The sequence below is a fragment of the Paenibacillus sp. NPDC057967 genome, assembly GCF_042887015.1.
Classification (GTDB): Bacteria; Bacillota; Bacilli; order Paenibacillales; family Paenibacillaceae; genus Pristimantibacillus.
Genome location: NZ_JBHVQB010000010.1, coordinates 59,962 through 86,766, shown reverse-complemented (window position 1 = coordinate 86,766; position 26,805 = coordinate 59,962). Strand labels below are relative to the sequence as shown.

Here is a 26,805-nt window from a genome sequence, read left to right as displayed (position 1 = left end):
CGTTCACCCCTATCTACAGTGCTTTAGAATTTAACGTTTTTTGTAAACGATCCAGCTTGCCGGACAAGCTTCCGTCATACAGACGGTCACCGATGCGGACTTGAATGCCGCCAAGCAGCGCTGGCTCGACAATTTGCTGTGCAATGATTTTCTTGCCTGTGATGCTTCCGAATTGCGCCGCAACGCCCGAAAGCTCTTCGTCCGTCAGCTTCTGCGCAGAGTAAACTGTCGCATGTGCTTGACCGAGCGCCTCGCCCGCAATCTTGGTGAATGCTTCATACACCTCAACGATGATCGCTTGGCGACCGCGCGTGATGATGACTTTCAGCGTATCCAGTACGATTCCGGAAGCGTTGTTGCCGAATGCCGCTTTCAATACGTCGATCTTGGCGGATGGAGCAACACTTGGCAAGGAAAGGAATTTCTCAATTTCCGCGTCCTGCTTCAGAGCTTCGGCGATCAGCTTAAGCTGGTCCTCAACCTCGGAGACAGTTCCTGCGGCGGAAGCAAGCTCGAACAACGCTTTTGCGTAGCGCTTCGCTACGACCGTGTCCCGGCTCATTTGCTTCCAACCTCTTTCAGGTATTGGTCAACAAGTTGCTCTTGCGACTTCTCGTCCACTTGCTTCTCGATAATCTTGGAAGCGATCTTCACGGAGATTCCGCCAACCTCTGTGCGAAGAGCGGCAATCGCCTTGTTCTTCTCGCTCTCGATGTCCTTCAGTGCATCGTCTTTCAGACGAACTGCTTCGTTCTTCGCGGATTGCACGATCTCATCCGCTTGCTTCGTGCTTGTGGATCTTGCTTGATCAATAATCGCATAAGCTTCTTTGCGCGCTTGCTCGAGTGCAACCTTTTGCTCATCCAAAGATGCCTCTGCCGCTTTGCGGCTTGTTTCTGCCGTATTCATCTGTTCCTGAATCAGCTGTCTGCGCTTCTCCATAACAGTGAACAACGGGCCAAATGCGTATTTATTCAACAGCCATAACAGAACTAGAAACGCAATAATCGCGAAGACTGTCGACTCCCAAATAAACTTATCCATAGCTGCAACTCCTTCCTTACATGCTTGTAATCAAAACGAAGGCGAAGAGGGCTAGGCCTTCCCCGCCAATTTCAGGTCTCTAATGATTAGCCGAAGAACGCCAGGAAGGCGATAACTACGCCGATGATAGGTACAACTTCGACGATACCTACGCCGATAAACATTGTTGTTTGCAGCTTGCCTTGAAGCTCAGGTTGACGAGCGATACCTTCGATTGTTTTACTTACGATCATACCGTTACCGATACCAGCGCCAAGTGCGCCCAAACCAACTGCAATTGCTGCTGCCAAAACTCCGTAATCCATTTAAAAATCCTCCTCAAAAATAGGTTTTTAGATTTAATGTTAGATCTTGTTTATAACTAATCCCGCGCAAGTAATCGAACCGATCCTTATACGGGGTTTAAACCCATGATTAATGCGCTTCTTCTTCGTCGTGATGATGAATGGTCGCTTGCGAGATATACACCATCGTAAGAATCGTGAACAAGAACGCCTGAATACCTCCGACAAAGATACTGAAGGCTTGCCATGCTGCAAGGAATGGGAGACCCCATAAGCCTAGCATCAGGATTGTTGCAATCAGAACCTCGCCCGCGAAAATGTTCGCGTATAGACGAAGAGCCAGCGTCAGTGGTTTCGAAATTTCCTTGATCAGGTTAAGAGGGAAGAAGATTGGAAATGGCTCGAAATAGTGCTTCAGGTAATGCTTGCGGTTTTCCTTCATGCCCAGGTAATGAACCAGGAAGATAACCACAATCGCAAGACCGGCTGTTACAGACAAGTCCGCAGTCGGTGATTTCCAGAAGGCAATATGAACGTGGCCATGATATTTGTCGAGAAGATCATTCGTAATGCCGAGGAAGGCATTAGGCTCCGAATACTCGAACACGACACCAAACGGAAGTCCTAGCAAGTTAGAGATGAAGATGAACAGTATGAGCGTAAGTCCTAGCGATAGGTAGCGCTTTACTTTTTCCAGCGGCATCGTACTTGCAACGGTATTGTGAACGAATTCGATAATCCATTCCATGAAGTTCTGCATCTTCGACGGATTCTCGACCGACAGATTGCGAACCGCGAGACGAGCGAGCACGAACGTAATGATCATGGTGACGATAATCGTCCCCCAAGTTGAAAAATCAATTCGAAAGCCGCCTACATCCCATACCGGAAATTCATGCATGTTAATTTTTCACCCCTTTCCGCTGTTAAGTCGTTTCTGGTGAATCAAAGCTGATACCAATAAAATAAACGGCATCACCATACTTGCCGCAAGCGTTGCCGGCAGGTTGAACGTTTCCGGATATTTGTAGGCCAGCATTGCAACCAGCAGCACCATCGCCATGCGGCTACCAAGTCCCAGCCCCATCTTGCGCATGCCGCGATTCGCCATGGCTTGTCCTACAATCTCCACTCTGCGTCTAAGCAAAAGCGCATTCATGAAACTCGCGAATACGCCCAGCAGAAGACCAGCGAATACGCTCTTCCACTCCGGAAAGATACCCCAGAGCAGCAAGCAGGCAGCCGCAAAAAAAAGCGCCCCGCGCATCGCCATCTTGAAAATGTTATCCATCGGAATCCTTCAACACCTTCCTGACAATCAGAATGGCTGAAAGAATACCGACAGCCAGACCAACAAGCAGTCCGCCGACCGTCCCGGCTTTCGGATCGCCGAAGCGCTCCCCAGCCGCCTGGCCGAGCCAATATCCCAAGAAAACACAAATCCCGACATCCACACCCAGCGCCCCGACAAGCGCGGCGGCCTTCCATGGATTGTCACTGTTGCTTTTCCCATTCATATTGCTCCAACCCCTGTCAATCCTCATTTATTTTATCGAAGCGGCGCAAGGTTTGTCAATTGAAATAACAGCAAATTTTCCGTGAACGAAAGGGTGAAAACCCTTATGCTACAAGGTTTCTGAAGCGCCGAAACCGTACAGTGCCACTGTATGCTGTATATTCTGCGCTTAGTCCGAATCCCCGAGATAAACTATGAACGTTGTGTGAACGAATCAGGACGTTGCTTGCTTCTTCCAAAATGATGAAGGATTGCGTCAACAATCCGCTCGGAGGCCTTGCCGTCGCCATACGGATTAGCCGCTTGGCTCATTCGACAATATAATGCTTTATCATTGAGCAATGCCTTCGCTCTGCCATATACATCCTCTTCATTGGTGCCGACCAACTCAAGCGTGCCCGCTTCGATACCTTCCGGACGCTCCGTCGTATCCCGCAGCACGAGCGTAGGAACGCCGAAGGAAGGCGCTTCCTCTTGCAAGCCGCCGGAATCCGTCATTATCATGTACGTATGAGGATAGAAGTTATGGAATTCAAACACATCCAGCGGTTCAATCAGACGAATGCGAGGATGGTCGCCAAGGATTTCATTAGCCGGCTCTCTCACCGCCGGGTTCGGATGAACGGCGTAGACGACGACGATATCCTCGTGCTCATCTGCAATACGCTTGACCGCGCGGAAGATATTGCGATGCGGCTCGCCCAGCGACTCTCTGCGGTGCGCGGTCATCAGAATCATTCGCTTGCCCTTCGCCCACTCGATGACCGGATGCTCGAACGACTCGTCCACCGTATATTGGAACACATCCGCAGCTGTGTTACCCGTTACGTAGATCGTGTCCTCCGATTTGTTCTCCTTGCGGAGGTTGTTCGCCGACCATTCCGTCGGTGCGAAGTGAATGTCGGACAAGACGCCCGCAAGCTGCCGGTTCATCTCTTCCGGATAAGGCGACATCTTGTTCCAGGTGCGAAGTCCCGCTTCGACATGGCCTACCTTGACTTGCTTCAGGAACGAAGCGTAGCTGGCCAGGAAAGTCGTTTGCGTATCGCCATGCACCAGCACGATATCCGGCTTAGCTTCCGCCAGCACAGGCTCAAGTCCCTCAAGCACTCGGACTGTCGTCTCCGTCAGCGTCTGGCGTTCCTTCATTACGTTCAGGTCATAATTCGGTTTGATCTCAAAAAAATCAAGCACCTGGTCCAAAATCTGGCGATGCTGCGCCGTCACGCATACGATGGATTGGATGTCATCCTCGCGCCGCTGAAGCTCCAAGACGAGCGGAGCCATCTTTACCGCTTCCGGGCGCGTGCCGAATATAGTCATTACCTTTAGTTTAGACAAAAGATTCCACTCCTACATCATAGTTGGCTGAAAATGTTTAGTTCGTGCCGTACATGCGGTCGCCCGCATCGCCAAGTCCAGGCACGATATAGCCTTTTTCATTCAAACATTCGTCCAGTGCGGCAATATAAATATCAACGTCGGGATGCGCGTCCTGCACAGCCTTGACGCCTTCCGGAGCTGCAATGAGACACATGAGCTTGATTTGATCGCAATTGCGCTTCTTCAGCGAAGAGATCGCGGCAATAGCAGATCCGCCCGTTGCCAGCATCGGATCGATTACGATCAGCAGCCGGTTCGGCGCATCCGTCGGTAGATTAATGTAATACTCTTTTGGTTGAAGCGTCTCATGGTCTCTAGCCAGTCCGATATGGCCGACTTTGGCCGACGGAATCAGCTTCAGAATGCCATCCACCATGCCGAGGCCTGCTCTCAAAATCGGAATAAGGCCGAGCATGCGTCCCGATACGACTTTCGCGTCGGTAATGGCGACCGGCGTCTCCACCTTGATCGTGTCCAGCGGAATATCCCGCGTAATTTCGTAAGCCATCAATGTTGCAACTTCATCCACCAGCTCGCGGAAATCCTTCGTATTCGTTTCCTTGTTACGAATAAACGTCAGCTTGTGCTGGATTAGGGGATGGTCGCATATAACCAGTTTGCTCATGGAGCGTAATTCCTCCCAAATTCCTTTTCGACGGACATGCTTATAGTACGTGTTCAAAAGTCGGGTTTTCAGCACCGAGGCTGGTCGTTCGCCTGACGGTGAACTGCTCGCCCATGCATCCAGGAAGGTTGCGAGAACCTGAAGAAGGAGGAGCGGAGTGTAGGCAAACCTACATGAGCACCGGACTTCAAAGGTGAACGCAAGATTCGATGTCGAATACGTTTCTAGGCTGGCTTCGTGATCAAAAGACGACTTTTTGAACTACCTCTTATAGCATGGTCACAATCCCATATATTATAGCACTGTAAAGTAAGCGTTGCATCTGGGACCCGAAAAAAATCTGCGCCTCTTCCTGTGCCTTCCATCACATGAACAAGCCGTAACAAAAAAGCCGCTTGGCCCCTGGAAGCATTTTGCATTCCAAGAGCTCAAGCAGCTGATATTTATCGTCGCTTCGCCGGTCGCAGCGGCAGTCTGCCTAGCCTGTCCAGAAGCCGCGCTACCAGGATGGAGACGATGGTCGTCAAGACGCATACGGCAATATAATGCACAAGTGAATGGTCTACTAGCAGAGGTTTCATTCCCGCAGCTCCAGCTACCCCCCGGACCGCTATCAGGACTGCCGGGTGGAGCAGATAGATCCACTGGGCAATCGCGCCTGCGCGGGGAGTAGAGCTGATCTTTATCCCCATAGCCATCCCGAATAGGGCGTATACCGCGGGCAGGAGTGCGATGTACATGCTGTCATGCCTTGGGTAACCGGCCTCTCGCAGCAAGATGCCCTCCAGGAACAACAGCCCCATGCTGATTAAGAAAATGACGGGATATATATATCCCCCTTTTGCTTTTGCCGGACGCTTCCCCATGTACAAGCCCATCGCCAGAAAGACAGGAGCAAAGAAGAAGCCGTTGCGCGTATAATCGAATCGTGCGAACATCCATTCATACACCTCTTTGAGGTGGGACTCCCGCACAGCAAGACCATAGTAGCTGTCCCCCATCAGGCCAACGGCGTACAGCAAACATACCCCTAACGCCAAAGCCCATAGCGGCAGCAGCCTGTACAAGCCGTACACGATATAGACACCGATGAACAACGCCGGCAGATACCATAAATGATAGAAGGTCCCGTCAATCGCGATATCCCTTGCAAGCTCTAGCCAGTGAATGCCTTGAGCGAAGTCGCCTTTATATACATTAAGAGGAAGATAGATGATGATGGCCGCCAAGTAGAGAAGGGCTACTCTCCGAGCATAACGATTGATCATGACGAGATCATCCCGGCCATTGCCCGTCAACTTCCGAAAGAGCAAGTAGCCGGAAGCCATGAAGAAGAACGGTACAGCCAAGCGGCCGAGTATGCCCGTAATCAAAAAATCGGCATATTCATCATAGGTTAGCAGAGGCCCTGTATGAATAGCGATGACGAGGTAGGAGGCCGCCAGCTTGACGAAGTCGATGCCTCCATATCGTCGATTAGCTCCCCTCGGTTGCATGATCATCATTTCTATATACGGTCACAATATAACCGTCGACATTATTGCCCGATACTTGGCAACGTCCGCTTACCGGCAACGGGATCTCCGTCTGCCCGGTCTCCATGGCTCTCACGTAATAGGCAGAAGCTTCTTCTATATCGCTATCAAGCTGAAGCCATTCCCCGGAAAAGTCGAATTTCTTCACATACTCTATATACTCCTCCAAGCAATAGCCCAAACGCTCCATCCCCTGCGCATGCGGCGTTCCCACATAACGATAGTGCCAAGGCTCGCATGCAATGCCCGTAAGCGCCCGCTTCCCCTCTTGATACCGCTGGACGAAACCATAACGCGCCGCAGTTTGTTTAAAATCGAGACATTTCCCATCGTCCGGAAACGACGGCGCGATAAAGTCCAGCTCGCCCGCCTTCCGCTCGCCTACGTCAACAGCCAGTCCCGTCTGATGCTCGCTCCTGCCCGGCAGCGCAACATAACTGGCGGTATATTCCGGTCCATTGTCCCGGAGAGAGCCCTCATAGATCGCTTGCTGCTCCTCCTGCGGGCGGTAGCCGCTCACAACGATAATGTCGTCCGATGCCTGAACAGCGCTCAGCAATGCAGTCAGCTGCCGGAGACAAGTCGTCTCCAGTTCGATTGCAGGATCAATTGTATGCACTCTGTCAACAGCAGTCACAGGCGACAAGGCGACTGCCTCCTTTGCTGATTGCACAGGGTTCGCCGCATTCACGAGCAGCAAATGACCTCTATGCACCTCTTCCCGGTCCAACAAGAGCTTAGAGGACAGCACTGGTCTTGTCTTATTCACTGTGAACTGCGCGGATGCTCTCTCCATATCTATCCCCTACTCTCTATATATTCGCTCGACTCGTGAAGACAGCGATGTCGAGATTTCCTGCGGTACGGTCCCCATGTGCAGAGCGAGCTCTGCGACCGCCATGCGATCCTCTCGCTGGCTTCCAATCAAGACAACCTCTGTGCCCGCTTCATACGAACGATCCAGAGAAATCATAAGCTGATCCATACAGATCTTTCCTACGACTCTTGCCCTTCGTCCTTCAATCAGCATTTCCGTGCCTTGCAGGCTCTGGGACCAGCCGTCCCCATAGCCAATCGGCACCGTCCCAATCCACTCGTCTTCTTCCGCGACATAGGAGTTGTCATACCCGATGCACTCCCCCTTCTGCAGCCGTTTCACTTGGATCAGCCTGCTGTACAGACTTAGTGCCGGACGCAGATTAATGCCCGGAACTAACTTCTCCGGATAGAAGCCGAACAAAGCCGCTCCTATCCGAACCATATCCATCGCAAGCTCGGGGAACCGTAGCGCCGCATTGCTGCCGGCGCAATGATAATGACCCACTTCTAGGCCAGAGGCCTGGCTCCATTCCTTCATCTCCATAAACTGGGCATATTGCAGCTTCAGAAAGCCAGTATCTTCCCTCGCGGAGGTGGCAAAGTGGGTATAGAAGCCGTCAACTTCGATAAATTCCCATTGCAGCCACGGCACAAGCTCGTTCCATTCCTCTTTGGTCCTAAATCCGATTCGCCCGAGGCCTGTGTCCGCCTTCACATGCACCTTCAGCTTCTCCTTGCAGAGCGGGTCTCGGTACGGCTTCATTTGGCGGAACCACTCCGCATGTGTCACAGTCACCATGAGTTGATGCCGGATCGCAATCATGACCTCCGAAGGATGGATCGGAGCCAGGATCAGGATCGGAAGCTCGATCCCCTTCGATCTGAGCAGCAGCGCCTCATCCAGATAAGCAACGGCCAGATGATCAGCGCCTCCTTGAACAGCCGCTCGCGCTGACTCTACGCTTCCATGCCCGTATCCGTCGGCCTTTACTACAGCCATCAGCTTGACACTCTCCGGCATAAGTCTGCGAATCTCGGCTGTATTTTCTCTGATCGCGCCAAGACTCACTTCCGCTCTTGTATCTCTATACATGTCATCACCTTGCGTATTGAACGGTCAGCTTGTCCGCATGACGCATAAACGCGTAATCAATCAGCTTTTCGATCAGTTCGCTGTATGCCGTTCCGTTCGTACGCTCCCACATGACGGGATACATGCTCGTTCCCGTAAAACCTGGCAGGGCGTTAACTTCGTTCAAATAAATATGGCCGTCCGCATCCAGGAAGAAGTCCACCCGCGCAAGCCCGGAGCAGCACAGCACGCTGTAAGCTTGAACCGCATACTCCCGAATGCGCTCCATAGCGCCTGCAGGCAGCTCCGCTGGAATCGACATAACCAGTTCCTTGTCCATATATTTCGATTCAAAATCGAAGAAGCGGTGGCGATGTATGAACTCTCCCGGCAAGGAAGCAAGCGGACGCTCGTTGCCCATGACTGCGACTTGGATTTCCCGTCCCGCCACTTCCCGCTCAATCACTAGCTTTTTGTCAAACCGGAACGCAAGCTCGATTCCCCGGATAAGCGCGTCTCTATCCTCGCAGCGGCTAATCCCTATGCTGGAGCCGAGCGTCGCCGGCTTGACGTAGCATGGATAGCCCAGCGCCTGCTCCAGCTGATCCAGCCATTGCTCCCTCTCCTCACTCCATTGCTCCAGACGGAAGCTGAGATGGTCCGTCTGCCAGATACCCGCTTGTGCCAGCAATTGCTTGGATACAGCTTTATCCAGCGTCAGGGCAGCTGACAGCACGCCATTGCCGACATAAGGAATATCCAGCAATTCCATAAGCCCTTGTACCGTACCATCCTCTCCATTCGATCCGTGAAGCAGCGGCAGCACAACCTTCTTGCCCTCGCCCGACATGTAACGCAACAGTACCGAGCCCATCGATTGTGAAGGCGATACGGATTCTGGCTCCATGACCAGCTCATCGATGGTTGCACGCGGGTGCTCCTGTATTCCGGTGCAGCACCATGCCCCCTCCTGCTGTGTAATGTAGATTGGATACACATCGAACTTCTCGCGATCGATCGATCCCAGGACTGTGAATGCCGTTCTAAGCGAAACTTCGTGCTCTACCGATTTGCCGCCATATATAACAAATAATTGGGTTTTCATAAAAAATAGCCTCCTACGCTCGACTGATTACCTGTTACCAAGATAACCGTCAAACGTTAAGAGGCTTGTAAGCGAAACTTAAAAAAAACTTAAGTTAATATGAGGTTTGATTATGAACTTCCTTAAGATCCGGCACATCATGCATCGCAGCTCAGCATACTAGCCGAGCTCCGGCTTCCCCTCATGCCGTGCCTCGTCCGACTCGCGGCCGACCACAATGCGCTGCATAGGAAGTGCCAGCTGCACGCCTTCTTCCTTAAGAATTTGGAGCATGGCCAGCTGTGTCGCCTGACGAACGGTGAGATGATCCTTCCATGCCGTCGTCTTCGTGAAGTAATAGAGCATGATGCCGAGGCTGCTCTCCTTGAATTCATTGAACTTGACCATAACCGTCTGATCGTCGATTTCCTCGTTAGTCATCAAATAGTGTTCAATGCGGTCAATAGCCGCAGTCAGCCGGTCCGCATCCGTATCCAGCGCCACATTCAGCGTAAACGTGATGCGCCGTCTCCCCATCCGGCTCCAATTCGTAATCGGCTGATCGGCAAGTGTAGAGTTAGGCACTGTGACCAGCGCATCGGCAAATGTGCGAATCTTGGAGCTTCGGAACGTAATATCTTCTACTACTCCCTCTGTTGAAGGCGTCAAGATCCAATCTCCTTTGGAGAAGGGCTTCTCCAGAATAATAATGACCCCGCCCAAAATATTACCCAGTGTATCCTTGGCCGCCAGCGCCAGTGCGAGACTCCCTAGCCCCATGCCCGCAACCACCCCGTTAATATTGAAGCCCCACTCCGAAATCACTGCCGTTATGGCAACAACGATCACAACGAAACGGGCAGCCTTCGACAGAAACGGAATCAGCATGCTGGAGTCGTCTCCGCCAAATCGCTTAAGCGCTCCTTCCATAAATACGGACGAAGCAGCGGACAAATTATACAAGCCACCACCGATCAAGAGAATCATGCCGCTGCGGAACAGCTTATGCACCACAAGCAGGAACGTCCAATGAGCCGGGAAGTAATAGAGGATGGCCAAATAAGCGCCCAGCAGCACAAACAAGCCGCGAAGCGGCTTCTCGAATGCCTCCAGCACGCGTGCAGCCAGCTCCATTCGCGCCAGCCGTCGCATCAGGAAGGTGAACAAAAACCGGACAAATAATCTGCGGAACAACAAAAACAACAAAAATATACCGATGGCAATGCCGAGATCAAGCAACCGCCACACTTCAACCTTATGCATGATCCAATCCATAGTGACCATAGTGTATTGCAGCTCCTTTCCGGACGCTCACGGCAAGGGTTCGGCAGGTTAATGCTGAGCGTCTGCGTAAAGTCTTATTTTAACATAGTTTTAAAATGGTCGTCGAAGCAGCATCCCCTCTGCAAATGTACAACATATTTGAGGAATATCGTACCAATGACCTAGCCTGTCGTGTTCATTTTCGGGCCTTAAATGCCGTTAAATAGAGAGAGAAACAAAAATCCACCTACGAAAGGAAAGGGATGTAGTGAAATTGAGTTCAAGTTGGGGCAAGTCGCTTATGAACGCGCGCAAATCGCTGGCAGCCATGATGGCGTTCGTCCTCGTCATGTCCAGCCTTGCAGGCGTTGCAAGCGCCGCGGAGGAGACCATAACCGGAATAGAGTTGGATTACGATTCGTCGGATTATAACTCAGGCACATCATCGCTTGTCATGTTTGTAGAGGATGACAAAGTTAATGTATCCGTTCTGGCAAGTCTATCGGGATCGTCATCCAAAAAAGACGTGACCACAGATGCCACGTGGAAAACATCCAATAGCTCTATCGTTAAAGTAGAGAAGGGCGTCCTGACCGGGGTCGGCAAAGGCACGGCAACGATCAGCGCTACGTATAAAGGATTTACTGCTTCGATCAAAGCCACTTCCGATTATGTCTATGACGAAGTCATCATTATGCAGGATGATCAAGCGGCTCCCGCATCGATCGCGGACATCAAACTGGGAGAATCGTTGACCTTCACTCTTGATGGCAAGAAACAAGGAAACGTGACCAACATTACCACCGACGCGACATGGACGACATCGAGCGCATCCGTAGCAACGGTAGCCGATGGCAAAATTACGCTCGTCGGAACAGGAACAACAACGATTACCGCCAAGTACAAAGGAAAAAGCGATACGGTGAAGCTCACCGTTACGTCTCCTTACAAGGGTATCGAGATCTTGCCGAAGCCTGCCCATGATCTACTGGAGCTTGAGATCGGCATGGATGATCATAACTTGCAAGCCATTGCTGAACCTAAGACCGGCGGCACGCTAAATGTAACCGAAGACGCAAAGTGGACAAGCGGCAACACGAAAGTGCTGACTGTCGAAAAAGGCGTAGTAACAGCAGTCGGAACTGGTAAAACAACCATCACTGTCAGCCATCTCGGCGTGACGGATACGCTTACCGTCGTGGTACGCACACCTTATCAGTCAATCAAGCTGACTCCGGAGAAAGAGTTCCATCTTCAGTTGCAAGACACGCCGCTTCAAGTGCGGGCGGAAGTACTGAACAATGACAATGTATCTTATGACATTACGGATGTAGGCGAATGGACATCCTCTGATGTGACAGTAGCAACAGTCGTACAAGGCAGAGTGATTCCAAAAGCGGTTGGCACGACCAAAATTACCGTATCGCATAAAGGCGTCAGCAAGAGCATTGATGTCACCGTCTATCCGAGCATTACGAAGCTGAAGGTAGAGAAGGAAACCATCGACGGATTCAAAGGCATTAGCGCCGCGCTTCCGAAAGTAACGGCTACGACCTTTGACGGATCTAGCGTCGACGTGTCGAAGCTGGTCAAGTGGTCGGTGAAGGATGACGACATTGCCGAGATCAAAGGCAATGAATGGACAGCCAAAGAGCTAGGCGAAACCACGTTTACAGCTACGCTCCAGGGCATGAAAGTAGAGACCAAGCTTATCGTTCATCTGAAGCCGGTCAAGCTGATAGCTGAGAACAAAGATTTGAGCATCGTGCTGGGCCGCTCCACAACGCTGCCAACAGTGAGCGTCATCTATGAAGACGGCGAGGAAGCAGATATTAGCAAATCAATCGAATGGAAAACAACATCGGACAATATTCTTCTTCTAGAGGACAGCATGAAAGGTCTTGAAGCTTCTACCGTAACGCTAACCGGTACTTACCTTGCGAAGACCGTATCGGTACGCGTGAAAATCGAAGAAGAAATCGTAAAGCTGGAAGTAGATCCGGGCGTCATAGAGCTTAATCCTGGACGCTCGAAGTCCATCAAAGTAACCGGCTATTACAAAAACGGCAAAAAAGTGTCCGTCGGCTCCAGAGTTGACTGGGCAGTGGCCAATACGAAGATAGCAACGGTAAGCGGAGCTTCCTCCGTCAAAGCAATCGACGTAGGCACGACCAAGGTAACAGGCTCCTATCAAGGCAAACCGATTGAAGTGACGGTTATCATTACGCCGAAGCTAAAGTCGCTGCAGATGTCCGCTAAGTCTGTGCAGCTGGGAGCAGGCGGCACATACAACGTAACCGTCCAGGCCGTCTACTATACCGGCAACCCGGCTAATGCCACTGGCAGCGCTGTATGGACGTCCTCCAAGCCAACCGTAGCCACGGTTAAGGATGGCAAAATAACAGCGGTCGCCAAAGGAACAGCCTCGATCAAGGCCACATTCGGAGGCAAGAGCGCCACCATCCGTGTTACAGTTAAATAAGATCATTAACACTCGGGCCCTCTGTCAGATGACAGAGGGCCCTGAACGTTTAAGAGGCGAGGCCGGATGATCATCCGGCCTCGCCTCTTTGCTTCTTATGCGTAATGACAAGCTGCGAAGTGTCCTTGACCTACATCTACCAGCTTCGGCTCGTCGGTCTTGCATTTCTCGGTCGCGATCGGGCAGCGAGTATGGAACTGGCAGCCGGACGGCGGGTTGATCGGACTCGGCAGATCGCCCTTCAGGACGATACGCTCGCGCTCCGCTTCTACCTTTGGATCTGGAATCGGAATCGCAGACAGCAGCGCTCTTGTATAAGGATGGCGCGGATTGTCGTACAGCTCGCTGCTTTCCGCAAGCTCAACAATCTTGCCAAGGTACATAACGGCTACACGGTCGCTGATATGCTTAACCATAGACAGGTCATGCGCGATAAACAAATAGGTCAGCCCCATCTTCCGCTGCAGTTCCTGCATCAGGTTAACGACCTGCGCCTGAATGGATACGTCAAGCGCGGAGATCGGCTCATCGGCAATGATGAATTTCGGATCTACTGCGAGAGCGCGGGCAATCCCGATACGCTGGCGCTGGCCGCCGGAGAACTCATGCGGATATCTCGTCGCATGGTCAGAATTCAAGTTAACCAGGTCAAGCAAATCCTCAACCTTGCGCTTGCGCTCGACTTTGCTGCCGGCCAGATTGTGAATGTCCAGCGCTTCACCGATAATATCGCCTACCGTCATACGTGGGTTCAGCGATGCATACGGGTCCTGGAAGATCATCTGCATATTGCGGCGAAGCGCCTTCAGCTCGGAGCCACGAAGCTTGTAAATGTCCTTACCGTCGAATGTAACGCCGCCGCTAGTCGGCTCGTACAGACGGAGAATGGTACGTCCGGCAGTCGATTTGCCGCAGCCGGATTCGCCTACGACACCAACCGTCTCGCCGCGTCCGATATCGAACGAGATTTCGTTAACGGCTTTCAGAATATTACCTTTGCCCAAGTTGAAAAACTTGCGCAAGTCATTGACTTGAACTAATGGGGAGCTCATACCGGCACCTCCCGATTGGCATATGGATGCAGCATCCAGCAAGCAGCCGAATGGGAGTCGCTTCCCTTGATCGCATGCAGATTCGGATCGTTGTCCACGCAAACTTTCATCGCTTCGTCACAGCGTGCGCAGAAGCTGCAGCCCGCTGGCGGCTTAATCAAATCCGGCGGCGTGCCCGGAATTGGGATAAGCGGCTCGTCTTTCCTTTGGTCCAGACGAGGCAAGGAACGCAGCAAGCCTCTCGTATACGGATGCTGCGGGTTGGAGAAGATCTCCCACTTGGTGCCTTGCTCCACGATGCGGCCCGCATACATAACGATTACACGGTCGCACACATCAGCGACGACACCAAGGTCATGCGTAATAAGAATAATAGAAGTGCCCATTTTTTGCTGCAGGTCCTTCATGACGCGCATGATTTGCGCTTGAATCGTAACGTCGAGAGCCGTCGTAGGCTCATCGGCAATCAGAAGCGAAGGATTGCAGGCCAGTGCGATTGCGATCATAACGCGCTGGCGCATACCGCCAGAGAATTGATGCGGATATTGCTTAATACGCGCTTCAGGATTCGGAATACCGACCAGATTGAGCATCTCGATCGCGCGAGCTGTAGCATCGCTTTTACTTACATTCTGGTGCTTGATCAAGCCTTCCATGATCTGAGCGCCCACAGTAAGCGTCGGGTTCAAGGATGTCATCGGATCCTGGAAGATCATACCGATCTTATTGCCACGCACCGATTGCATTTCCTTTTCCGACAAAGATAGAAGCTCTTGTCCTTCGAATTTGATCGAGCCTTGTTTGATGCGGCTTGGCGGCGATGGGTTCAATCTCATGATGGATTGAGCTGTGACGCTTTTACCCGAACCGGATTCGCCTACGATAGCGACCGCTTCTCCTTTGTTCACATGGAAGCTGATGTCGCGAATCGCTTGCACCTCACCGCTGTACACGTCAAAGGAGACACTTAAATTGTTAACTTCCAGCAAGGTCTTCATTGGTGGTGACCTCCTCTCAGACAGGCTGTATAATTATTTTTTCAGCTTCGGATCGAATGCGTCGCGCAGTCCATCACCGAAGACGTTAAAGGCGAAAATCGTTAAGCTTAGGAAGAATGCCGGGAAGAACAGGCGCCATGGATAGATCGACATCGCTTTAACTCCGTCGTCAATCATCGTACCCCATGAAGCAACAGGGGACTGTACACCAAGGCCCAAGAAGCTCAGGAACGCCTCCGTAAAGATCGCATTTGGTATCGTCAATGTCAGCGTGACAAGAATCGGCCCCATCGCATTGGGAATCAAATGGCGGAAAATAATACGCATTGCCCCTGCGCCCAGAGATTTGGAAGCAAGCGCATATTCCTGGTTTTTGAGCTGCATAATTTGACCGCGTACAATCCACGCCATATTGATCCAGCCTGTAATGGACATCGCCACAATGATTGTGGTCAAGCTTGGCTCCATAACAACCAGCAATAGAATAACAACAAGCAGGTAAGGGATGGAGTACAGGATTTCAGCGAAACGGTTCATAACCTCGTCCACTTTACCGCCATAGTAACCCATAATACCGCCATAAATAATCCCTAGGATCAAGTCGATCAATGCGGCTACTACACCGACGAACAACGATACCTGCGCACCCTTCCATACGCGCTCGAACACATCTCGTCCAAGGTCGTCTGTTCCGAACCAATGCGTACCATTAGGCGGCTGGTTGGTGTTTGTCAGATCATTAGTGAAGTGGTCAAATGGCCAAATAAAAGGCATAAAAATGGCCACCAAGACCAGTGTAATGATAATCCAGAAACCTGCCATCGCAAGCTTATTGCCCATCAGACGCATCTTGATGTCTTGCCATGCCGTTAAGCTGGCTCGACCCGCTTCGTCGACGCGCACTTCCGCACGCTCCAGCTTCTCGAACATATCTGGCGTTAAGGAATCCGAACGTTCTTTATGATTGGAATTCAGGTTTGACATCGGTTATTTACCCACCTTTCCGCCGGCGCGCATGCGCGGATCCACTAGAACATAAGCGATATCCGCCAAGAAACGACTTACCATGAGAATCACGGCGTAAAAAATGGTAATGCCCATAATTAACGGGTAATCACGATCTATGACACTAGTAACAAAGTGCTTTCCGATGCCCGGAATCGCGAAAATTTTCTCAACGACTACGGAACCGGTAATAATACCGGCGGTCAGATAACCCAAATACGTTACGACCGGAAGCATCGAATTCCGCAATGCATGCCTCACGATGATGACATATCCGGAAAGCCCTTTGGATTTGGCAGTTTTAATAAAATCAGCGTTCAATACTTCAATCATCGTCGATCTAAGAAGCCTTGCGATAAATGCGATCGGACCTGATGCCAAAGCAATGGTCGGCAACACATAATCCATAGGACCGTTCAATCCAGCTACATTAAACCACCCTAGCTTGGTCGCCAGGGAATATTGCATGACAGGTGCGAGTACGATACTCGGTATAGCTAAGCCAATAACGGCTAATGACATGGCCAAGTTATCAAGCAGCTTACGATGATACATGGCCGCGAGAATACCCAAGATGCATCCAACAATTACGGATGTGACAAGCGCGGAAAGACCTAATCGAAGAGAAGGACCAAACGATTGGGAAATCATCTTATCAACGGATTGGAACTTTTTCTTCATGGAGATACCCATATCACCTTGAACAAGGTTTTTTAGATAGGTGCCATACTGTACATAAAGCGGCTTATCCAAGCCGTAATACGCTTCCAAGTTTTTCTGAACGGCCTCGCTTGTTGCCTTCTCCGATTGCAGCGGGCTGCCGGGGATGGCATTCATAAGCAAGAATGTCACCGTTACGAGTAAAAACAAAGATATGAGCATGAAAACAAACTTACCTGAAATGTAACGGAGCACACGATCACCCACTCTCTCACAATCTTTATTTCCATTTCAAAAGGGTATATATAGTGACTATATATACCCTTCTGGAACTTAAGTTACTCTAAGTTAGTCGCTATAGATAGGACAGGTTGAGTGACCTATTTCTTGCTACCGTGTACCCAGTCAAGGTGGCCAGCATAGTCAGAGATTACGCCTTCGAAGCCTTCTTTAACCATTGTTACAGTTGTGTAGTAGTATGCTGGCAATACGCCCATGTCTTCTTGGATAGCGATTTTCTCAGCTTCAGCCATCATTTTCATGCTTTCCTCAGCCGACTCAGCTACCAGGGAACCGTCAAGCAATTGCTCAACTTTAGGGTTGTTGTATTTGCCGTCATTGTTGCCGGATTTCGGGTGAATCAGGTCATACGTGAAGTTGATCGGGTGGTTGATGTCAGCGCCCCAGCCGGAACGTGCGATATCGAATTGACCCGCTTTTCTGGATTCCAGGAATGTACCCCATTCTTGGTTAGCCAGCTTCACTTCTACGCCCAGGCTCTTACGCCACATGTCAACAACAGCCTCAGCCAGTTTCTTGTGGCCTTCGGAAGTGTTGTACAGAAGCGTTACTTCAGGGAATGCAGTCAGACCAAGTTCAGTCAGACCTTCTTCAAGCAATTTTTTTGCTTCTTCTGTGTTTTCTTGGAAGTAGCTATCCGGATATACTTCGCGGAACATTTTGCCTTCTGGACCAGCAATGGATGGCGGTACCAGACCGAATGCCGGTTGTTGGTTCGCTTGAGCCACGTTGTCAATCAGGGATTGACGGTCGATGGACATCGAGAATGCTTTACGAACTTTTGCGTTGTTGAATGGTACTTTGTTGTTGTTGAACAGGTAGTAGTAAGTCGATGCAACAGCTGTCACTTCAGCTTTGCCTTCGTCGACCAGTTTTTTCGTCAGATCCGTTGGTACGGAACCAGCTTGAGCACCGATCCAGTCGATTTTGTTTGTTTCATACAATTGGTAAACCGTGTTCTCGTCTTCAACAAGGGAAATGGTAACTTTGTCGAAGTTGATCGCATCTTTGTTGTAATAGTCAGGGTTTTTCTCAAGGACCAGCTTGTCAGCATGAGCCCATTGTTTCAAAAGGAAAGGACCGTTCGATACGATCGTTTTCGCTTCCGCAGCCCAATCAGCAGCACCTTCTACAGTAGCCTGGTGAACTGGCAGGTAGGTGTAGTGAGCCAGAAGGCTTGGGAAGTAAGGAGCTGGCGTGTACAGTTTAACTTCCAGCGTGTAATCGCCAGTAGCCTTAACGCCTACTTCGTCAGCGGAACCTTCACCGGAGTTGTATTTCTCGCCGTTCTCCAGGTAGAACAACATGTATGCGTATTCGGAAGCTGTCTCTGGGTTCAAAGAACGTTTCCAAGCAAATTCAAAGTCATGCGCAGTTACAGGGTCACCATTGCTCCACTTTGCATCTTCGCGAAGGGTGATCGTGTATGTTTTGCCGTCTTCAGAAGCCTTGATTTCTTTTGCAAGTGCATTCTCAGGCTCGCCTTTAGTGTTCAGACGAGTAAGACCTTCGTAAAGACCTGCAGCTACGATGCTGGACTGAGCGTCCGTCATCAGTGCAGGATCCAAGCTAGGTGGCTCGCTCGCAAGTGTGAAACGGAACTCTTGAGGTGCTTTTGTCTCTCCCCCGTTGTTCGCGCCGCCGTTGTTCGAAGGCGTTGGCTTGTTGTTATCGCTAGAGCAAGCTGCGAGCAGCATGCTGAAGGCGATTACGAGCACAAGCATGAATTGCACTGGCTTTTTGAAATTTTCTTTCACCAACATCAACTCCCACTTTCTATAATAATTTTTTTAAAACCGTAAGTAATGAGATAACGCTCACATATTGCATGGATGTAACAATAATTAACATGGTTTTAATAATTATTCGACGTTAAACAATATACAACTTCAATTGAACAATTGTCAACTATTCGATGCGCTTAAATCCTTCCAACAAACGTTTTTACTATGTCCTATTGGAGAGAATTTATGAGCGAAGTGGATTAATTATTCATTCCGGCTTGTCTTTACTACGTCAGTACATATAAGCGTTAAAACATTCTAGAATTAATGCATACAAGCATTAATGCAGGCTAGCATTAATGCTTGTATGCAATAACCCGACCCTGTGTTAATACATATGTGCATTAACACAATACGGCTTTAACGTATATTATAGAAGAAACTCATTTTGCACACGTCAATTCGACGGGTTGAAACTCATGTTATGCGCTTATTCGATTAGGCATTCCCTTCAATTTTCATTTTCCTTAATTGGTATATTATGGAATTTATAATATTTCATATATGAATGAAATAAAAAACCATCGATTTCCAATAAACCAAGTCTATCGTTCGTTTTTTCCCTTCATTTCATACCCTGATATTCTTTTTTTGAAACACTTGGCTCTGAATAAGCTAATACTGCGTACTTGATCGCCCTTACGCCATCTTATACTAAACCTTTTTATGAACAATTGCAGCACACGTAAAAAGTTACCAAATGATCTTATGAGAACACTTTCTTCAACTATATAAACTTATAATGATTTTGACCAACTATTACACTCCATAATCATTTACCATCTCTTTTTTACACTATTTCCATCATTTGTTTTTTTCGAATACAAAAAAGCTCCCGGCTTTCATAGCCGAGAGCTTTCTAATGGGACCTTTTATTAGTATGTGATACCCGGGTAAAGCGGGAACTTAGCCGTCAGATCGCGTACCATGCCTTTGGCTTGATCCAGCACTGCTTGATCTTCCGGGTTCTTCAGAACCAATGCGATTACCTCTGCGATTACCTTCATGGCATCTTCATTCATGCCGCGAGCAGTCGCTGCAGGCGTACCTACACGAATTCCGCTTGTCACAAACGGGCTAGTTGGATCGAAAGGAATTGCATTTTTATTCACCGTAATGCCTATTTGATCAAGAACATGCTCCGCAACTTTTCCTGTAATATTCAGGTTGCGCGTATCAATCAGCATCAAGTGGTTGTCCGTGCCACCAGATACGATGTTGATGCCTTTGGAGACCAGCTCTTCAGACAGAACTTTGGCATTGGTCACGACATTCTGTTGATACTCTTTGAAAGAAGGCTGCAGAGCCTCGCCGAATGCTACCGCTTTTGCAGCGATAATATGCATCAGAGGACCGCCTTGGGAACCTGGGAATACCGCTTTATCGATAGCTGCCGCCCAAGCTTTTCTGCACATAATCATGCCGCCGCGAGGTCCGCGAAGCGTCTTGTGCGTCGTAGTCGTAACAAAGTGAGCATGCGGAACCGGACTTGGATGCAGACCAGCTGCAACCAGACCTGCGATATGCGCCATGTCGACCATGAACAAAGCGCCTACTTCGTTGGCAATCTGGCCGAGTTTTTCGAAATCGATAATGCGCGGGTAAGCACTAGCGCCTGCAACGATCATGCGAGGGCGATGCTTGAAAGCAAGCTTGCGCACTTCTTCATAATCAATGGTGAAGGAATCTTCTTGAACGCCGTATGCCACGAAGTTGTACAGCAAGCCGGAAGCGTTGACAGGGCTGCCATGCGTCAAGTGGCCGCCATGAGCCAGGTTCATACCAAGCACCGTATCGCCAGGCTTCAGCGCAGCCAGGTATACCGCCATATTCGCTTGTGCGCCGGAATGCGGCTGTACGTTAACATGCTCAGCGCCGAACAGTTCCTTCGCACGATCGCGCGCGATATCTTCGACGATATCGACATGCTCGCAACCGCCATAGTAGCGTTTGCCCGGATAGCCTTCCGCGTATTTGTTCGTCAGTACAGAGCCCATAGCCTCCAGTACCGCTTCGCTTACGATATTCTCCGATGCGATTAGTTCAATGTTGTCGCGTTGGCGTTGAAGCTCAAGGCCCATCGCCTTCAATACTTCTGGATCTTGCTTGCGTAATTGTTCCACCTTTAGTTCCTCCTTGTATCAATGCTTGTATAATAGCGAAAACACACTTTCATATCGCCAAAGCGTCCTTCGCGCAATCACCTTACTCACTCGCATAGCCCGGCTTTTTGTTCTGCTCTCAAGCTGCTGCTCTCGTCGTAGACCGCTCTCGCTCCGCCGATTAGCTTTGGCCTCGTGATCGCCATCGTAACGTGAGCTTCGCCAATCGTCTTAATGGACGGTCTCACTGGAACGGCAACCCGCTTCAAATGCATACCGATGAAAGTATCGCCAATGTCGATGCCCGCATGTGCTGTCAATTGCTCAACCAGACAAGGCTTGGCGAATTGGCCGTATGCATAGGCCGCCATGGAGCCTCCCGCCTTCGGCACAGGTACAGCATAGACAACGTCAAGTCCGCGCTGCACGGCCTCATCTTCTTCGATAACCAATGCCCGATTCAGATGCTCGCAGCACTGGTACACAGGAACAAACGGAATCTGCTTTCTGACCGCTTCGACGCCTGCATAGACAGCCGCCGCCGTCTCCACGGCTCCCGATGTACCGATTCGATGACCAAGCACCTCACTCGTACTTACCCCAATAATCAGGAGATGACCCGCTCCCAGCTTGCCGGCTAGCGCGAGCTCTCTGACAACGGTCTCTACTTGCCCGGCAATTGCCGCTTGTTGCTCATTAGGTTCCTTGCTCATTCAGTCACGCCTCCTTCCCTGAAACCAGCTGTTAGGGATGAATGGAGAAGCGCTTCTCCAGTTGCATAACTTTGTCGATGCGGCCTGCATGGCGACCCGCATTCGAGAATGGCGTCTCCAGCCACACTTTCACAATCTCTCCGGCTACACCAGGTCCGATGACGCGCTCGCCCATAGCTAAGACATTCGTATCATTATGCTCCCGAGTCGCTTTGGCCGAGAAAATATCATGCACCAACGCACAGCGAATGCCTGGATACTTATTCGCAGCGATGGACATGCCAATGCCTGTACCGCAAATCAATATGCCGCGATCCGCCTTGCCGCTAGCCACCATCTCGCATACCGGCAGCGCATAATCGGGGTAGTCGACCGACTGCTCGCAATCGCAGCCAACATCCTCAATCTCATGACCCAGTGCTTCAATAATCGGAACAAGCTCATCCTTCAAACGGTAACCGCCGTGATCGGCGCCAATCGCAATCTTCAATGTGAACACCATCCTGCCTTAAGTTGTAAGAGTCATTGCTTCCTGCAAATAACCTATGGTGATAGTATACCTTGTTCCGGCCAAAAAGACGAAAAAAAGAGCAAGACATGCTTATTCAGCATGCTGCTCTTTGCCCAGGCGACCGGCCGTATATTCCGATGCTCCACCGTGGTTAGCCCACTTCCGTCGCCAGTTACATCGGAAACTCTTTTGTCTCCATCATCATAGCTCATATCTGTTCAGAAATCAATCGTTTCGAACGTCTAATTACGGACGTTTCGACAGCTTGTCGAGGAGCTTCTGAATGGAAGCTTCAATCTCGCGGGAGCAGCTGTCATAGACGGATTGCGTCCCTCCGAACGGATCGGCGATATCGAAGCTTGGAATACGCTGCTCCAGCTCCAACAGACGCTGTCTCTCGGATGTGCTGAGCTGCTGGCCAAGCGCGCTTTTCATCTGCATTTCGGTATAAAGACCCTCCAGCTCCAATATATCCTGCAGCACGCTGTCATCCTGATAGGCGAACTCTTTGAGCGTATATGTCTTGTCGACCGCACCCGGATGATAATGAAGCAAAGAACGCTTATGGCTGGAGGTCATGGTTAAAATCAAATCCGCCCAATCCACAGCCTCAGCGGTTATCGCACGCGAGGAGCCTGCATGCTCAATGTCCCTGAGCCTGAGCGTGGATAAGGTATTCGATGAGATCGGCAAGCCGTCGATCGTGGATACGCCCGCTGAGCGGACAGCTAACGTAATGCCCCGCACTGCGGCATGGCGACGAAGCAAAGCCTCCGCCATGGGCGAACGGCAAGTATTTCCTGTACAGACGAACAAAATACGTTTCATTGCGCCAGCTCCTTTGTATGAACGGTTACCTTACACTACATTAGACAATAAATAATAGGCCGAACACAAGCAATATGGCGCCGCCGCAAGCCTCCCCATATTCACCCAGCTTGCTGCTTACCTTGCGACCTAGCAATAGGCCCAGCATGGACATCATCCCGCCAAAAAAGCCGAATAACAATATGGTTAGCCATAAGTCGGCGGAAAACATCCCTAGCGTTACACCTACCGAAAAAGCATCAACGCTAACACTTAGAGCCAGGACAAGCAGCCCCAGCGACGAACGATGGTTGAAGGTCGGCACGCCTTCCCCGCGGATCGAGCTGTAGATCATATGACCTCCAAGCAGGAGGAGCAAGATACCGGCGGCGGTCGTGGCGACACTGCCCAGCAGCCCGCTCACGAATTGGCCTGTCAGCAAACCTCCGATAGGCATTAGAATATGAAAAAGTCCAATAACTGCGCCAAGCTTTACTATATCAAGCAGTCGAATGCCCTTCAGTCCAATGCCAAGACCGAGCGAGAACGCATCGAATCCAAGCGCCACAGCAATAATGAGCAGCGTCAAAAACTGCCCCATATACGCACTAACGTCCATTCGCACATCTCCCCTATGTATGGCCGCACTTACTAACCAACATATGCGGACATAGGGACAAACATACTACTTGTCTATTGCAATGATCGTACCGCCGGCTGCCTTCACCAGGCGGTTCATAAGTGCGCCGCCAATCCCTTCCGAGAGACAAGCCTCGGACCATATGCGGCCAATCCCAGCTTCATCGAATTGACGAAGCGCTCCGTAGAGGCGATGGGCTGCTTCCTCCAGCTTGCTCTCGCTGCCGAGATCCAGCACAAGATCGGCCTCATAACGGCTTGACCGCTCACTGAAGGACAGCACGCCGGTAACCACACCGTCTGCCTTCGACTGTCTGGCCTGTTCATTCACATACGAGATGACAGCCTCGGGCTGACCCTGTATGATGGAAAGCTCGCCTTTCGGCGCATAATGCGTATACTTCATGCCAGGCGATCTCGGTTTCTCTGGCTCTGCGCTTGACTCAGGCTCGCTGATGATCTCCGCATCGGGGAAAGCAAGGCGAAGCGCTTCTTCCGTCACGCCGCCCGGTCTTAATACGCGAATGCCCCGTTCTCCTTCCAGCTCGACCACTGTCGATTCCAGTCCGACGCCAGTAGCACCGCCATCCAAGATGCCATCTATGCGTCCAGACAAATCCTCCATCACATGCCCGGCAACTGTCGGGCTGGGCCTGCCGGAGCGATTCGCACTCGGTGCGGCTACCGGGCATCCTGCCAGCTTGATCAGCTCCAGTGCAACAGGATGATCGGGCATGCGGATGCCAACCGTCCGAAGATTGGCTGTCACAAGGGGTGACAATACATCCGGACGAACCGGCAGCACGATCGTAAGCGGTCCCGGCCAGAACCGCTTCATCAGACGCCCCGCAAGCGGCGGATAAGGGAGGACCAGCGCGTCCAAGTCCGTCTCGCGAGCCACGTGTACGATAAGCGGGTTGTCCGACGGCCTTCCCTTGGCCTGAAAGATGCCTGACACAGCTTCCGTGTTGAGCGCATTGGCTCCAAGCCCGTATACCGTCTCCGTAGGAAAGGCAACAAGTCCGCCCTGTCTCAAGATGTCAGCGGCCTCCCGCAGCGCTTCTCCTGCCTTATTGTCACAACTGGCGGTTTGTTCTTTATCTTGAACGATCCAAACATTCGTATTAATTGCCATATCTATTCAATCCTCTTACTTTGCCTATAGTGTCCATATCACCGCTATTATAGCATAATCCCAATGGAATAGAGCGCCTCTCATCAGGAACCACGCTGTACGAATAAAGGAAAAACGCCATCATTCCTATTGAGCTAGGAATAACGGCGCGCAATGGGGAATCTTAGAACAAGGATTTAATCCAGTCAATCAGCGACTGCAGCAGCTCCCATAGAAAAAACTTTGCTTTCGGCGCGTCCGTTCCATGATTCTCAGCCGCTGCTGTGACATCATTGTCTGCTGTATCCGAGTCTGCTGACACTGTCACCGCAGCGCTTTCTTGCACGGGACCGGATGCCGCTGAAGCTTCACCTGACACAGCGTCAACAAAGCATAGTGGAGGAAACAGCACGCACCACCAGTTTTGCCCTTGTCCTTCCCCGATTGTAATCAGCAGCGCTTCATATTGGCCTGCAGGATAAACTTTGTTGCCGTACATTTTGGTCGGAAATTCAACCAGACCAAGCTCAGCACTGGAATCATAGACGAAGCCCCTGTTCTGCAGCACACTCGCTACGAGCTGCTGCAGCTCCGGCAGCTTGGACTGAATAGTCGCACGGGCTTCTTCGATCGTCTGCTGCCCAGTCGCCCAGCTATTCATTGCTTTTACAACTTCATCACGCACAACACGCTTAACAAGCTGATCGGACGGACTGTCCGAATGAGCCAATATACGAAGCCGGATCGCTTCTTCGGGAATTCCGCCCTTTGCCAAGGCAGCATCCATTTGTTGCGATTCCCAGCTCATGATCAATACCATCAAAATCATTATAATAAAGCCATAGGATTTGCGATAAGGAAAACGAAAAGGGGAAACCGAACGATAGGAAGAATAGGAATAAGTACGGGACATGACACAAGCTCCTCTCGCGCACCCGCCGGTGCGTCTGCTTGCGTTCCGGAACGTCTCTATCCGTCATTATGCCCGTGAAGGCAAATCTATAAACCTATCAGGCTATTATAAATTCAAGTGGAATAAGAGAAGGAGAGAATAGCCCTATGCAAGAACCGCAGCCTTATAAAGCCTACCGTCCCTTGCTGCTTAGCCTGGCTTATCGAATGCTAGGTTCCCTCAGCGACGCCGAGGATATCGTTCAGGAGGTATTCCTGGATTATTATCAGTTGGACCGGAAGGGTATCGAGCATGAAAAAGCCTATCTGGCGAAAATGGTCACCAATCGCTGCTTGAATGAGCAGCAATCCGCCCGCAAGAGACGGGAGACGTATGTCGGCAACTGGCTGCCCGAACCTGCCGTGATCTACAGCGATCACGGGCAAGGCGATCCGGCTGACAAGCTTGAGCAGACAGAGACCATTACCTATGCCATGCTGGTTATGATGGAGAATTTAAGCGCTATCGAACGAGCCGTATTTGTGCTTAGAGAGACATTCGCCTTCGACTACTCGGACATTGCTGAGGTTGTTGGCAAGTCCGAGGCCAACTGCCGCAAGCTGCTGAGCAGAGCCAAGGAGAAGCTTGGCGTTCTGCCCGATACCCCCTCCTTTCACAACAAACGAGCCCTGGAGCTAGCCGGCGCATTCATCCGGGCAGCGGAGACCGGCGACACAGCTGTGTTAGTTGGCATGCTGTCGGAAGACGCCATTATGGTCTCAGACGGCGGAGGCAAAGTACGCGCCGCAATCTTCCCTATTTTGGGCCGCGACCGCATTGTGGCGTTCTACGAGGGACTCGCCCGCAAAGGAAACCAGCCAAGCAGCGGGGCATACATTCCCGCTATGGTCAGCGGGCAATCCGGTCTGCTGCTCATACAAGACGGGCATGCAGCCAGAGTGCTCACCTTCCAGTGGGACGCTTCCGGCGAGAAAATCACTCGAATCTATCTCGTTATGAATCCCGATAAGCTATCACATGTCACAAAAACGGATGCTAATTTGTCTTAGATATATAGCCGTTTCATATGGAATCGGCCACATCAGACAAGGAGTGTGGAT

At 50.8% G+C, this 26,805-nt stretch carries 27 protein-coding genes and 1 riboswitch; of the genes, 2 read left to right on the top strand and 25 right to left on the bottom strand.

The window, feature by feature from the left end; all coding sequences use genetic code 11:
• Positions 1–13: 13 nt before the first annotated feature.
• From ACFVSO_RS24185 to ACFVSO_RS24125, 13 genes are all read right to left on the bottom strand, one after another.
• Positions 14–562, bottom strand: a complete 549-nt coding sequence (locus ACFVSO_RS24185; RefSeq protein ID WP_387478662.1) for a F0F1 ATP synthase subunit delta — start codon at positions 560–562, stop codon at positions 14–16.
• Positions 559–1,044: a F0F1 ATP synthase subunit B gene (gene atpF / locus ACFVSO_RS24180; protein WP_387478659.1), complete on the bottom strand. Its 486-nt coding sequence runs from the start codon at positions 1,042–1,044 to the stop codon at positions 559–561. Before atpF ends, ACFVSO_RS24185 begins: the two co-directional genes overlap by 4 nt.
• A gap of 86 nt (positions 1,045–1,130) precedes the next feature.
• Positions 1,131–1,349 (bottom strand): F0F1 ATP synthase subunit C, encoded by a 219-nt coding sequence (atpE, locus tag ACFVSO_RS24175; RefSeq protein ID WP_119802130.1) that lies wholly within the window; start codon positions 1,347–1,349, stop codon positions 1,131–1,133.
• A 109-nt stretch (positions 1,350–1,458) separates the two neighbouring features.
• The gene (gene atpB, locus ACFVSO_RS24170) at positions 1,459–2,229 is read right to left on the bottom strand and encodes a F0F1 ATP synthase subunit A (protein WP_387478656.1); all 771 of its coding nucleotides are present in this window, start codon (positions 2,227–2,229) and stop codon (positions 1,459–1,461) included.
• Positions 2,230–2,238: 9 nt separating this feature from the next.
• Entirely contained in the window at positions 2,239–2,619 is a 381-nt protein-coding gene (locus ACFVSO_RS24165) for an ATP synthase subunit I (RefSeq protein ID WP_387478653.1), read from the bottom strand.
• A complete protein-coding gene (locus ACFVSO_RS24160) occupies positions 2,612–2,845 on the bottom strand; it encodes an AtpZ/AtpI family protein (RefSeq protein ID WP_119802127.1) in 234 nt (77 codons plus the stop codon). Before ACFVSO_RS24160 ends, ACFVSO_RS24165 begins: the two co-directional genes overlap by 8 nt.
• A 191-nt stretch (positions 2,846–3,036) precedes the next feature.
• Positions 3,037–4,185 (bottom strand): non-hydrolyzing UDP-N-acetylglucosamine 2-epimerase, encoded by a 1,149-nt coding sequence (gene wecB / locus ACFVSO_RS24155; protein WP_387478650.1) that lies wholly within the window; start codon positions 4,183–4,185, stop codon positions 3,037–3,039.
• Between the two features lie 37 nt (positions 4,186–4,222).
• Complete coding sequence (gene upp, locus ACFVSO_RS24150) at positions 4,223–4,852, bottom strand: uracil phosphoribosyltransferase (RefSeq protein WP_119802125.1); 630 nt, start codon at positions 4,850–4,852, stop codon at positions 4,223–4,225.
• A 443-nt stretch (positions 4,853–5,295) separates the two neighbouring features.
• The gene (locus ACFVSO_RS24145; protein WP_387478647.1) at positions 5,296–6,348 is read right to left on the bottom strand and encodes an acyltransferase; all 1,053 of its coding nucleotides are present in this window, start codon (positions 6,346–6,348) and stop codon (positions 5,296–5,298) included.
• The gene (locus tag ACFVSO_RS24140; protein ID WP_387478644.1) at positions 6,329–7,183 is read right to left on the bottom strand and encodes a D-alanyl-D-alanine carboxypeptidase family protein; all 855 of its coding nucleotides are present in this window, start codon (positions 7,181–7,183) and stop codon (positions 6,329–6,331) included. The genes ACFVSO_RS24145 and ACFVSO_RS24140 overlap by 20 nt, the downstream gene beginning before the upstream one ends.
• Positions 7,184–7,192: 9 nt before the next feature.
• On the bottom strand, positions 7,193–8,299 hold the full coding sequence (alr, locus tag ACFVSO_RS24135) for an alanine racemase (RefSeq protein WP_387478641.1): 1,107 nt from the start codon (positions 8,297–8,299) through the stop codon (positions 7,193–7,195).
• 4 nt (positions 8,300–8,303) lie between these two features.
• Positions 8,304–9,383 carry a D-alanine--D-alanine ligase family protein gene (locus tag ACFVSO_RS24130; protein WP_387478638.1) on the bottom strand — a complete coding sequence of 360 codons (1,080 nt, stop codon included), beginning with the start codon at positions 9,381–9,383 and terminating at the stop codon, positions 8,304–8,306.
• 159 nt (positions 9,384–9,542) lie between these two features.
• A complete protein-coding gene (locus ACFVSO_RS24125; protein WP_387478635.1) occupies positions 9,543–10,646 on the bottom strand; it encodes a mechanosensitive ion channel family protein in 1,104 nt (367 codons plus the stop codon).
• 253 nt (positions 10,647–10,899) lie between these two features.
• Between ACFVSO_RS24125 and ACFVSO_RS24120 the strand changes: the two genes are divergently transcribed.
• The gene (locus tag ACFVSO_RS24120) at positions 10,900–13,107 is read left to right on the top strand and encodes an Ig-like domain-containing protein (RefSeq protein WP_387478633.1); all 2,208 of its coding nucleotides are present in this window, start codon (positions 10,900–10,902) and stop codon (positions 13,105–13,107) included.
• A 95-nt stretch (positions 13,108–13,202) separates the two neighbouring features.
• Here ACFVSO_RS24120 and ACFVSO_RS24115 read toward each other — a convergent pair whose 3' ends face one another.
• The 12 genes from ACFVSO_RS24115 to spoIIR form a co-directional block, all read right to left on the bottom strand.
• Positions 13,203–14,159: an ABC transporter ATP-binding protein gene (locus ACFVSO_RS24115; RefSeq protein WP_387478630.1), complete on the bottom strand. Its 957-nt coding sequence runs from the start codon at positions 14,157–14,159 to the stop codon at positions 13,203–13,205.
• Positions 14,156–15,157, bottom strand: a complete 1,002-nt coding sequence (locus ACFVSO_RS24110; RefSeq protein WP_387478627.1) for an ABC transporter ATP-binding protein — start codon at positions 15,155–15,157, stop codon at positions 14,156–14,158. The genes ACFVSO_RS24115 and ACFVSO_RS24110 overlap by 4 nt, the downstream gene beginning before the upstream one ends.
• Before the next feature lie 33 nt (positions 15,158–15,190).
• Positions 15,191–16,141 carry an ABC transporter permease gene (locus ACFVSO_RS24105; RefSeq protein ID WP_387478624.1) on the bottom strand — a complete coding sequence of 317 codons (951 nt, stop codon included), beginning with the start codon at positions 16,139–16,141 and terminating at the stop codon, positions 15,191–15,193.
• A gap of 3 nt (positions 16,142–16,144) precedes the next feature.
• Positions 16,145–17,077: an ABC transporter permease gene (locus tag ACFVSO_RS24100; protein ID WP_387478892.1), complete on the bottom strand. Its 933-nt coding sequence runs from the start codon at positions 17,075–17,077 to the stop codon at positions 16,145–16,147.
• A 125-nt stretch (positions 17,078–17,202) separates the two neighbouring features.
• Entirely contained in the window at positions 17,203–18,879 is a 1,677-nt protein-coding gene (locus tag ACFVSO_RS24095) for a peptide ABC transporter substrate-binding protein (RefSeq protein WP_387478621.1), read from the bottom strand.
• Between the two features lie 902 nt (positions 18,880–19,781).
• Entirely contained in the window at positions 19,782–21,029 is a 1,248-nt protein-coding gene (locus ACFVSO_RS24090; RefSeq protein ID WP_387478618.1) for a serine hydroxymethyltransferase, read from the bottom strand.
• 86 nt (positions 21,030–21,115) lie between these two features.
• Positions 21,116–21,721 (bottom strand): TIGR01440 family protein, encoded by a 606-nt coding sequence (locus ACFVSO_RS24085; protein ID WP_387478614.1) that lies wholly within the window; start codon positions 21,719–21,721, stop codon positions 21,116–21,118.
• Positions 21,722–21,752: 31 nt separating this feature from the next.
• A complete protein-coding gene (rpiB, locus tag ACFVSO_RS24080; protein WP_387478611.1) occupies positions 21,753–22,211 on the bottom strand; it encodes a ribose 5-phosphate isomerase B in 459 nt (152 codons plus the stop codon).
• A 125-nt stretch (positions 22,212–22,336) separates the two neighbouring features.
• Positions 22,337–22,418, bottom strand: a riboswitch (ZMP/ZTP riboswitch).
• 60 nt (positions 22,419–22,478) lie between these two features.
• Positions 22,479–23,060, bottom strand: a complete 582-nt coding sequence (locus ACFVSO_RS24075; protein ID WP_387478608.1) for a low molecular weight protein arginine phosphatase — start codon at positions 23,058–23,060, stop codon at positions 22,479–22,481.
• A gap of 40 nt (positions 23,061–23,100) precedes the next feature.
• Positions 23,101–23,658 (bottom strand): manganese efflux pump MntP, encoded by a 558-nt coding sequence (locus tag ACFVSO_RS24070; RefSeq protein WP_387478606.1) that lies wholly within the window; start codon positions 23,656–23,658, stop codon positions 23,101–23,103.
• Positions 23,659–23,724: 66 nt separating this feature from the next.
• The gene (locus ACFVSO_RS24065; protein WP_387478603.1) at positions 23,725–24,813 is read right to left on the bottom strand and encodes an L-threonylcarbamoyladenylate synthase; all 1,089 of its coding nucleotides are present in this window, start codon (positions 24,811–24,813) and stop codon (positions 23,725–23,727) included.
• 163 nt (positions 24,814–24,976) lie between these two features.
• The gene (gene spoIIR, locus ACFVSO_RS24060) at positions 24,977–25,705 is read right to left on the bottom strand and encodes a stage II sporulation protein R (protein ID WP_387478600.1); all 729 of its coding nucleotides are present in this window, start codon (positions 25,703–25,705) and stop codon (positions 24,977–24,979) included.
• 146 nt (positions 25,706–25,851) lie between these two features.
• On the opposite strand from spoIIR, the gene ACFVSO_RS24055 reads away from it, so the two are divergent.
• Positions 25,852–26,754: an RNA polymerase sigma-70 factor gene (locus ACFVSO_RS24055; RefSeq protein WP_387478597.1), complete on the top strand. Its 903-nt coding sequence runs from the start codon at positions 25,852–25,854 to the stop codon at positions 26,752–26,754.
• Positions 26,755–26,805 lie beyond the last annotated feature (51 nt).

What these genes read in the sequence shown, in the direction of transcription:
- ACFVSO_RS24075 (WP_387478608.1), bottom strand. Translation starts at nt 23,060, where the DNA reads ATGAAACGTATTTTGTTCGTCTGTACAGGAAATACTTGCCGTTCGCCC.
- atpE (WP_119802130.1), bottom strand. Translation starts at nt 1,349, where the DNA reads ATGGATTACGGAGTTTTGGCAGCAGCAATTGCAGTTGGTTTGGGCGCA.
- ACFVSO_RS24085 (WP_387478614.1), bottom strand. Translation starts at nt 21,721, where the DNA reads ATGAGCAAGGAACCTAATGAGCAACAAGCGGCAATTGCCGGGCAAGTA.
- spoIIR (WP_387478600.1), bottom strand. Translation starts at nt 25,705, where the DNA reads ATGTCCCGTACTTATTCCTATTCTTCCTATCGTTCGGTTTCCCCTTTT.
- ACFVSO_RS24130 (WP_387478638.1), bottom strand. Translation starts at nt 9,383, where the DNA reads ATGAAAACCCAATTATTTGTTATATATGGCGGCAAATCGGTAGAGCAC.
- ACFVSO_RS24125 (WP_387478635.1), bottom strand. Translation starts at nt 10,646, where the DNA reads ATGGTCACTATGGATTGGATCATGCATAAGGTTGAAGTGTGGCGGTTG.
- atpF (WP_387478659.1), bottom strand. Translation starts at nt 1,044, where the DNA reads ATGGATAAGTTTATTTGGGAGTCGACAGTCTTCGCGATTATTGCGTTT.
- atpB (WP_387478656.1), bottom strand. Translation starts at nt 2,229, where the DNA reads ATGCATGAATTTCCGGTATGGGATGTAGGCGGCTTTCGAATTGATTTT.
- ACFVSO_RS24140 (WP_387478644.1), bottom strand. Translation starts at nt 7,183, where the DNA reads ATGGAGAGAGCATCCGCGCAGTTCACAGTGAATAAGACAAGACCAGTG.
- ACFVSO_RS24070 (WP_387478606.1), bottom strand. Translation starts at nt 23,658, where the DNA reads ATGGACGTTAGTGCGTATATGGGGCAGTTTTTGACGCTGCTCATTATT.
- ACFVSO_RS24145 (WP_387478647.1), bottom strand. Translation starts at nt 6,348, where the DNA reads ATGCAACCGAGGGGAGCTAATCGACGATATGGAGGCATCGACTTCGTC.
- ACFVSO_RS24055 (WP_387478597.1), top strand. Translation starts at nt 25,852, where the DNA reads ATGCAAGAACCGCAGCCTTATAAAGCCTACCGTCCCTTGCTGCTTAGC.
- ACFVSO_RS24185 (WP_387478662.1), bottom strand. Translation starts at nt 562, where the DNA reads ATGAGCCGGGACACGGTCGTAGCGAAGCGCTACGCAAAAGCGTTGTTC.
- ACFVSO_RS24165 (WP_387478653.1), bottom strand. Translation starts at nt 2,619, where the DNA reads ATGGATAACATTTTCAAGATGGCGATGCGCGGGGCGCTTTTTTTTGCG.
- ACFVSO_RS24115 (WP_387478630.1), bottom strand. Translation starts at nt 14,159, where the DNA reads ATGAGCTCCCCATTAGTTCAAGTCAATGACTTGCGCAAGTTTTTCAAC.
- upp (WP_119802125.1), bottom strand. Translation starts at nt 4,852, where the DNA reads ATGAGCAAACTGGTTATATGCGACCATCCCCTAATCCAGCACAAGCTG.
- ACFVSO_RS24160 (WP_119802127.1), bottom strand. Translation starts at nt 2,845, where the DNA reads ATGAATGGGAAAAGCAACAGTGACAATCCATGGAAGGCCGCCGCGCTT.
- alr (WP_387478641.1), bottom strand. Translation starts at nt 8,299, where the DNA reads ATGTATAGAGATACAAGAGCGGAAGTGAGTCTTGGCGCGATCAGAGAA.
- ACFVSO_RS24065 (WP_387478603.1), bottom strand. Translation starts at nt 24,813, where the DNA reads ATGGCAATTAATACGAATGTTTGGATCGTTCAAGATAAAGAACAAACC.
- ACFVSO_RS24110 (WP_387478627.1), bottom strand. Translation starts at nt 15,157, where the DNA reads ATGAAGACCTTGCTGGAAGTTAACAATTTAAGTGTCTCCTTTGACGTG.
- ACFVSO_RS24105 (WP_387478624.1), bottom strand. Translation starts at nt 16,141, where the DNA reads ATGTCAAACCTGAATTCCAATCATAAAGAACGTTCGGATTCCTTAACG.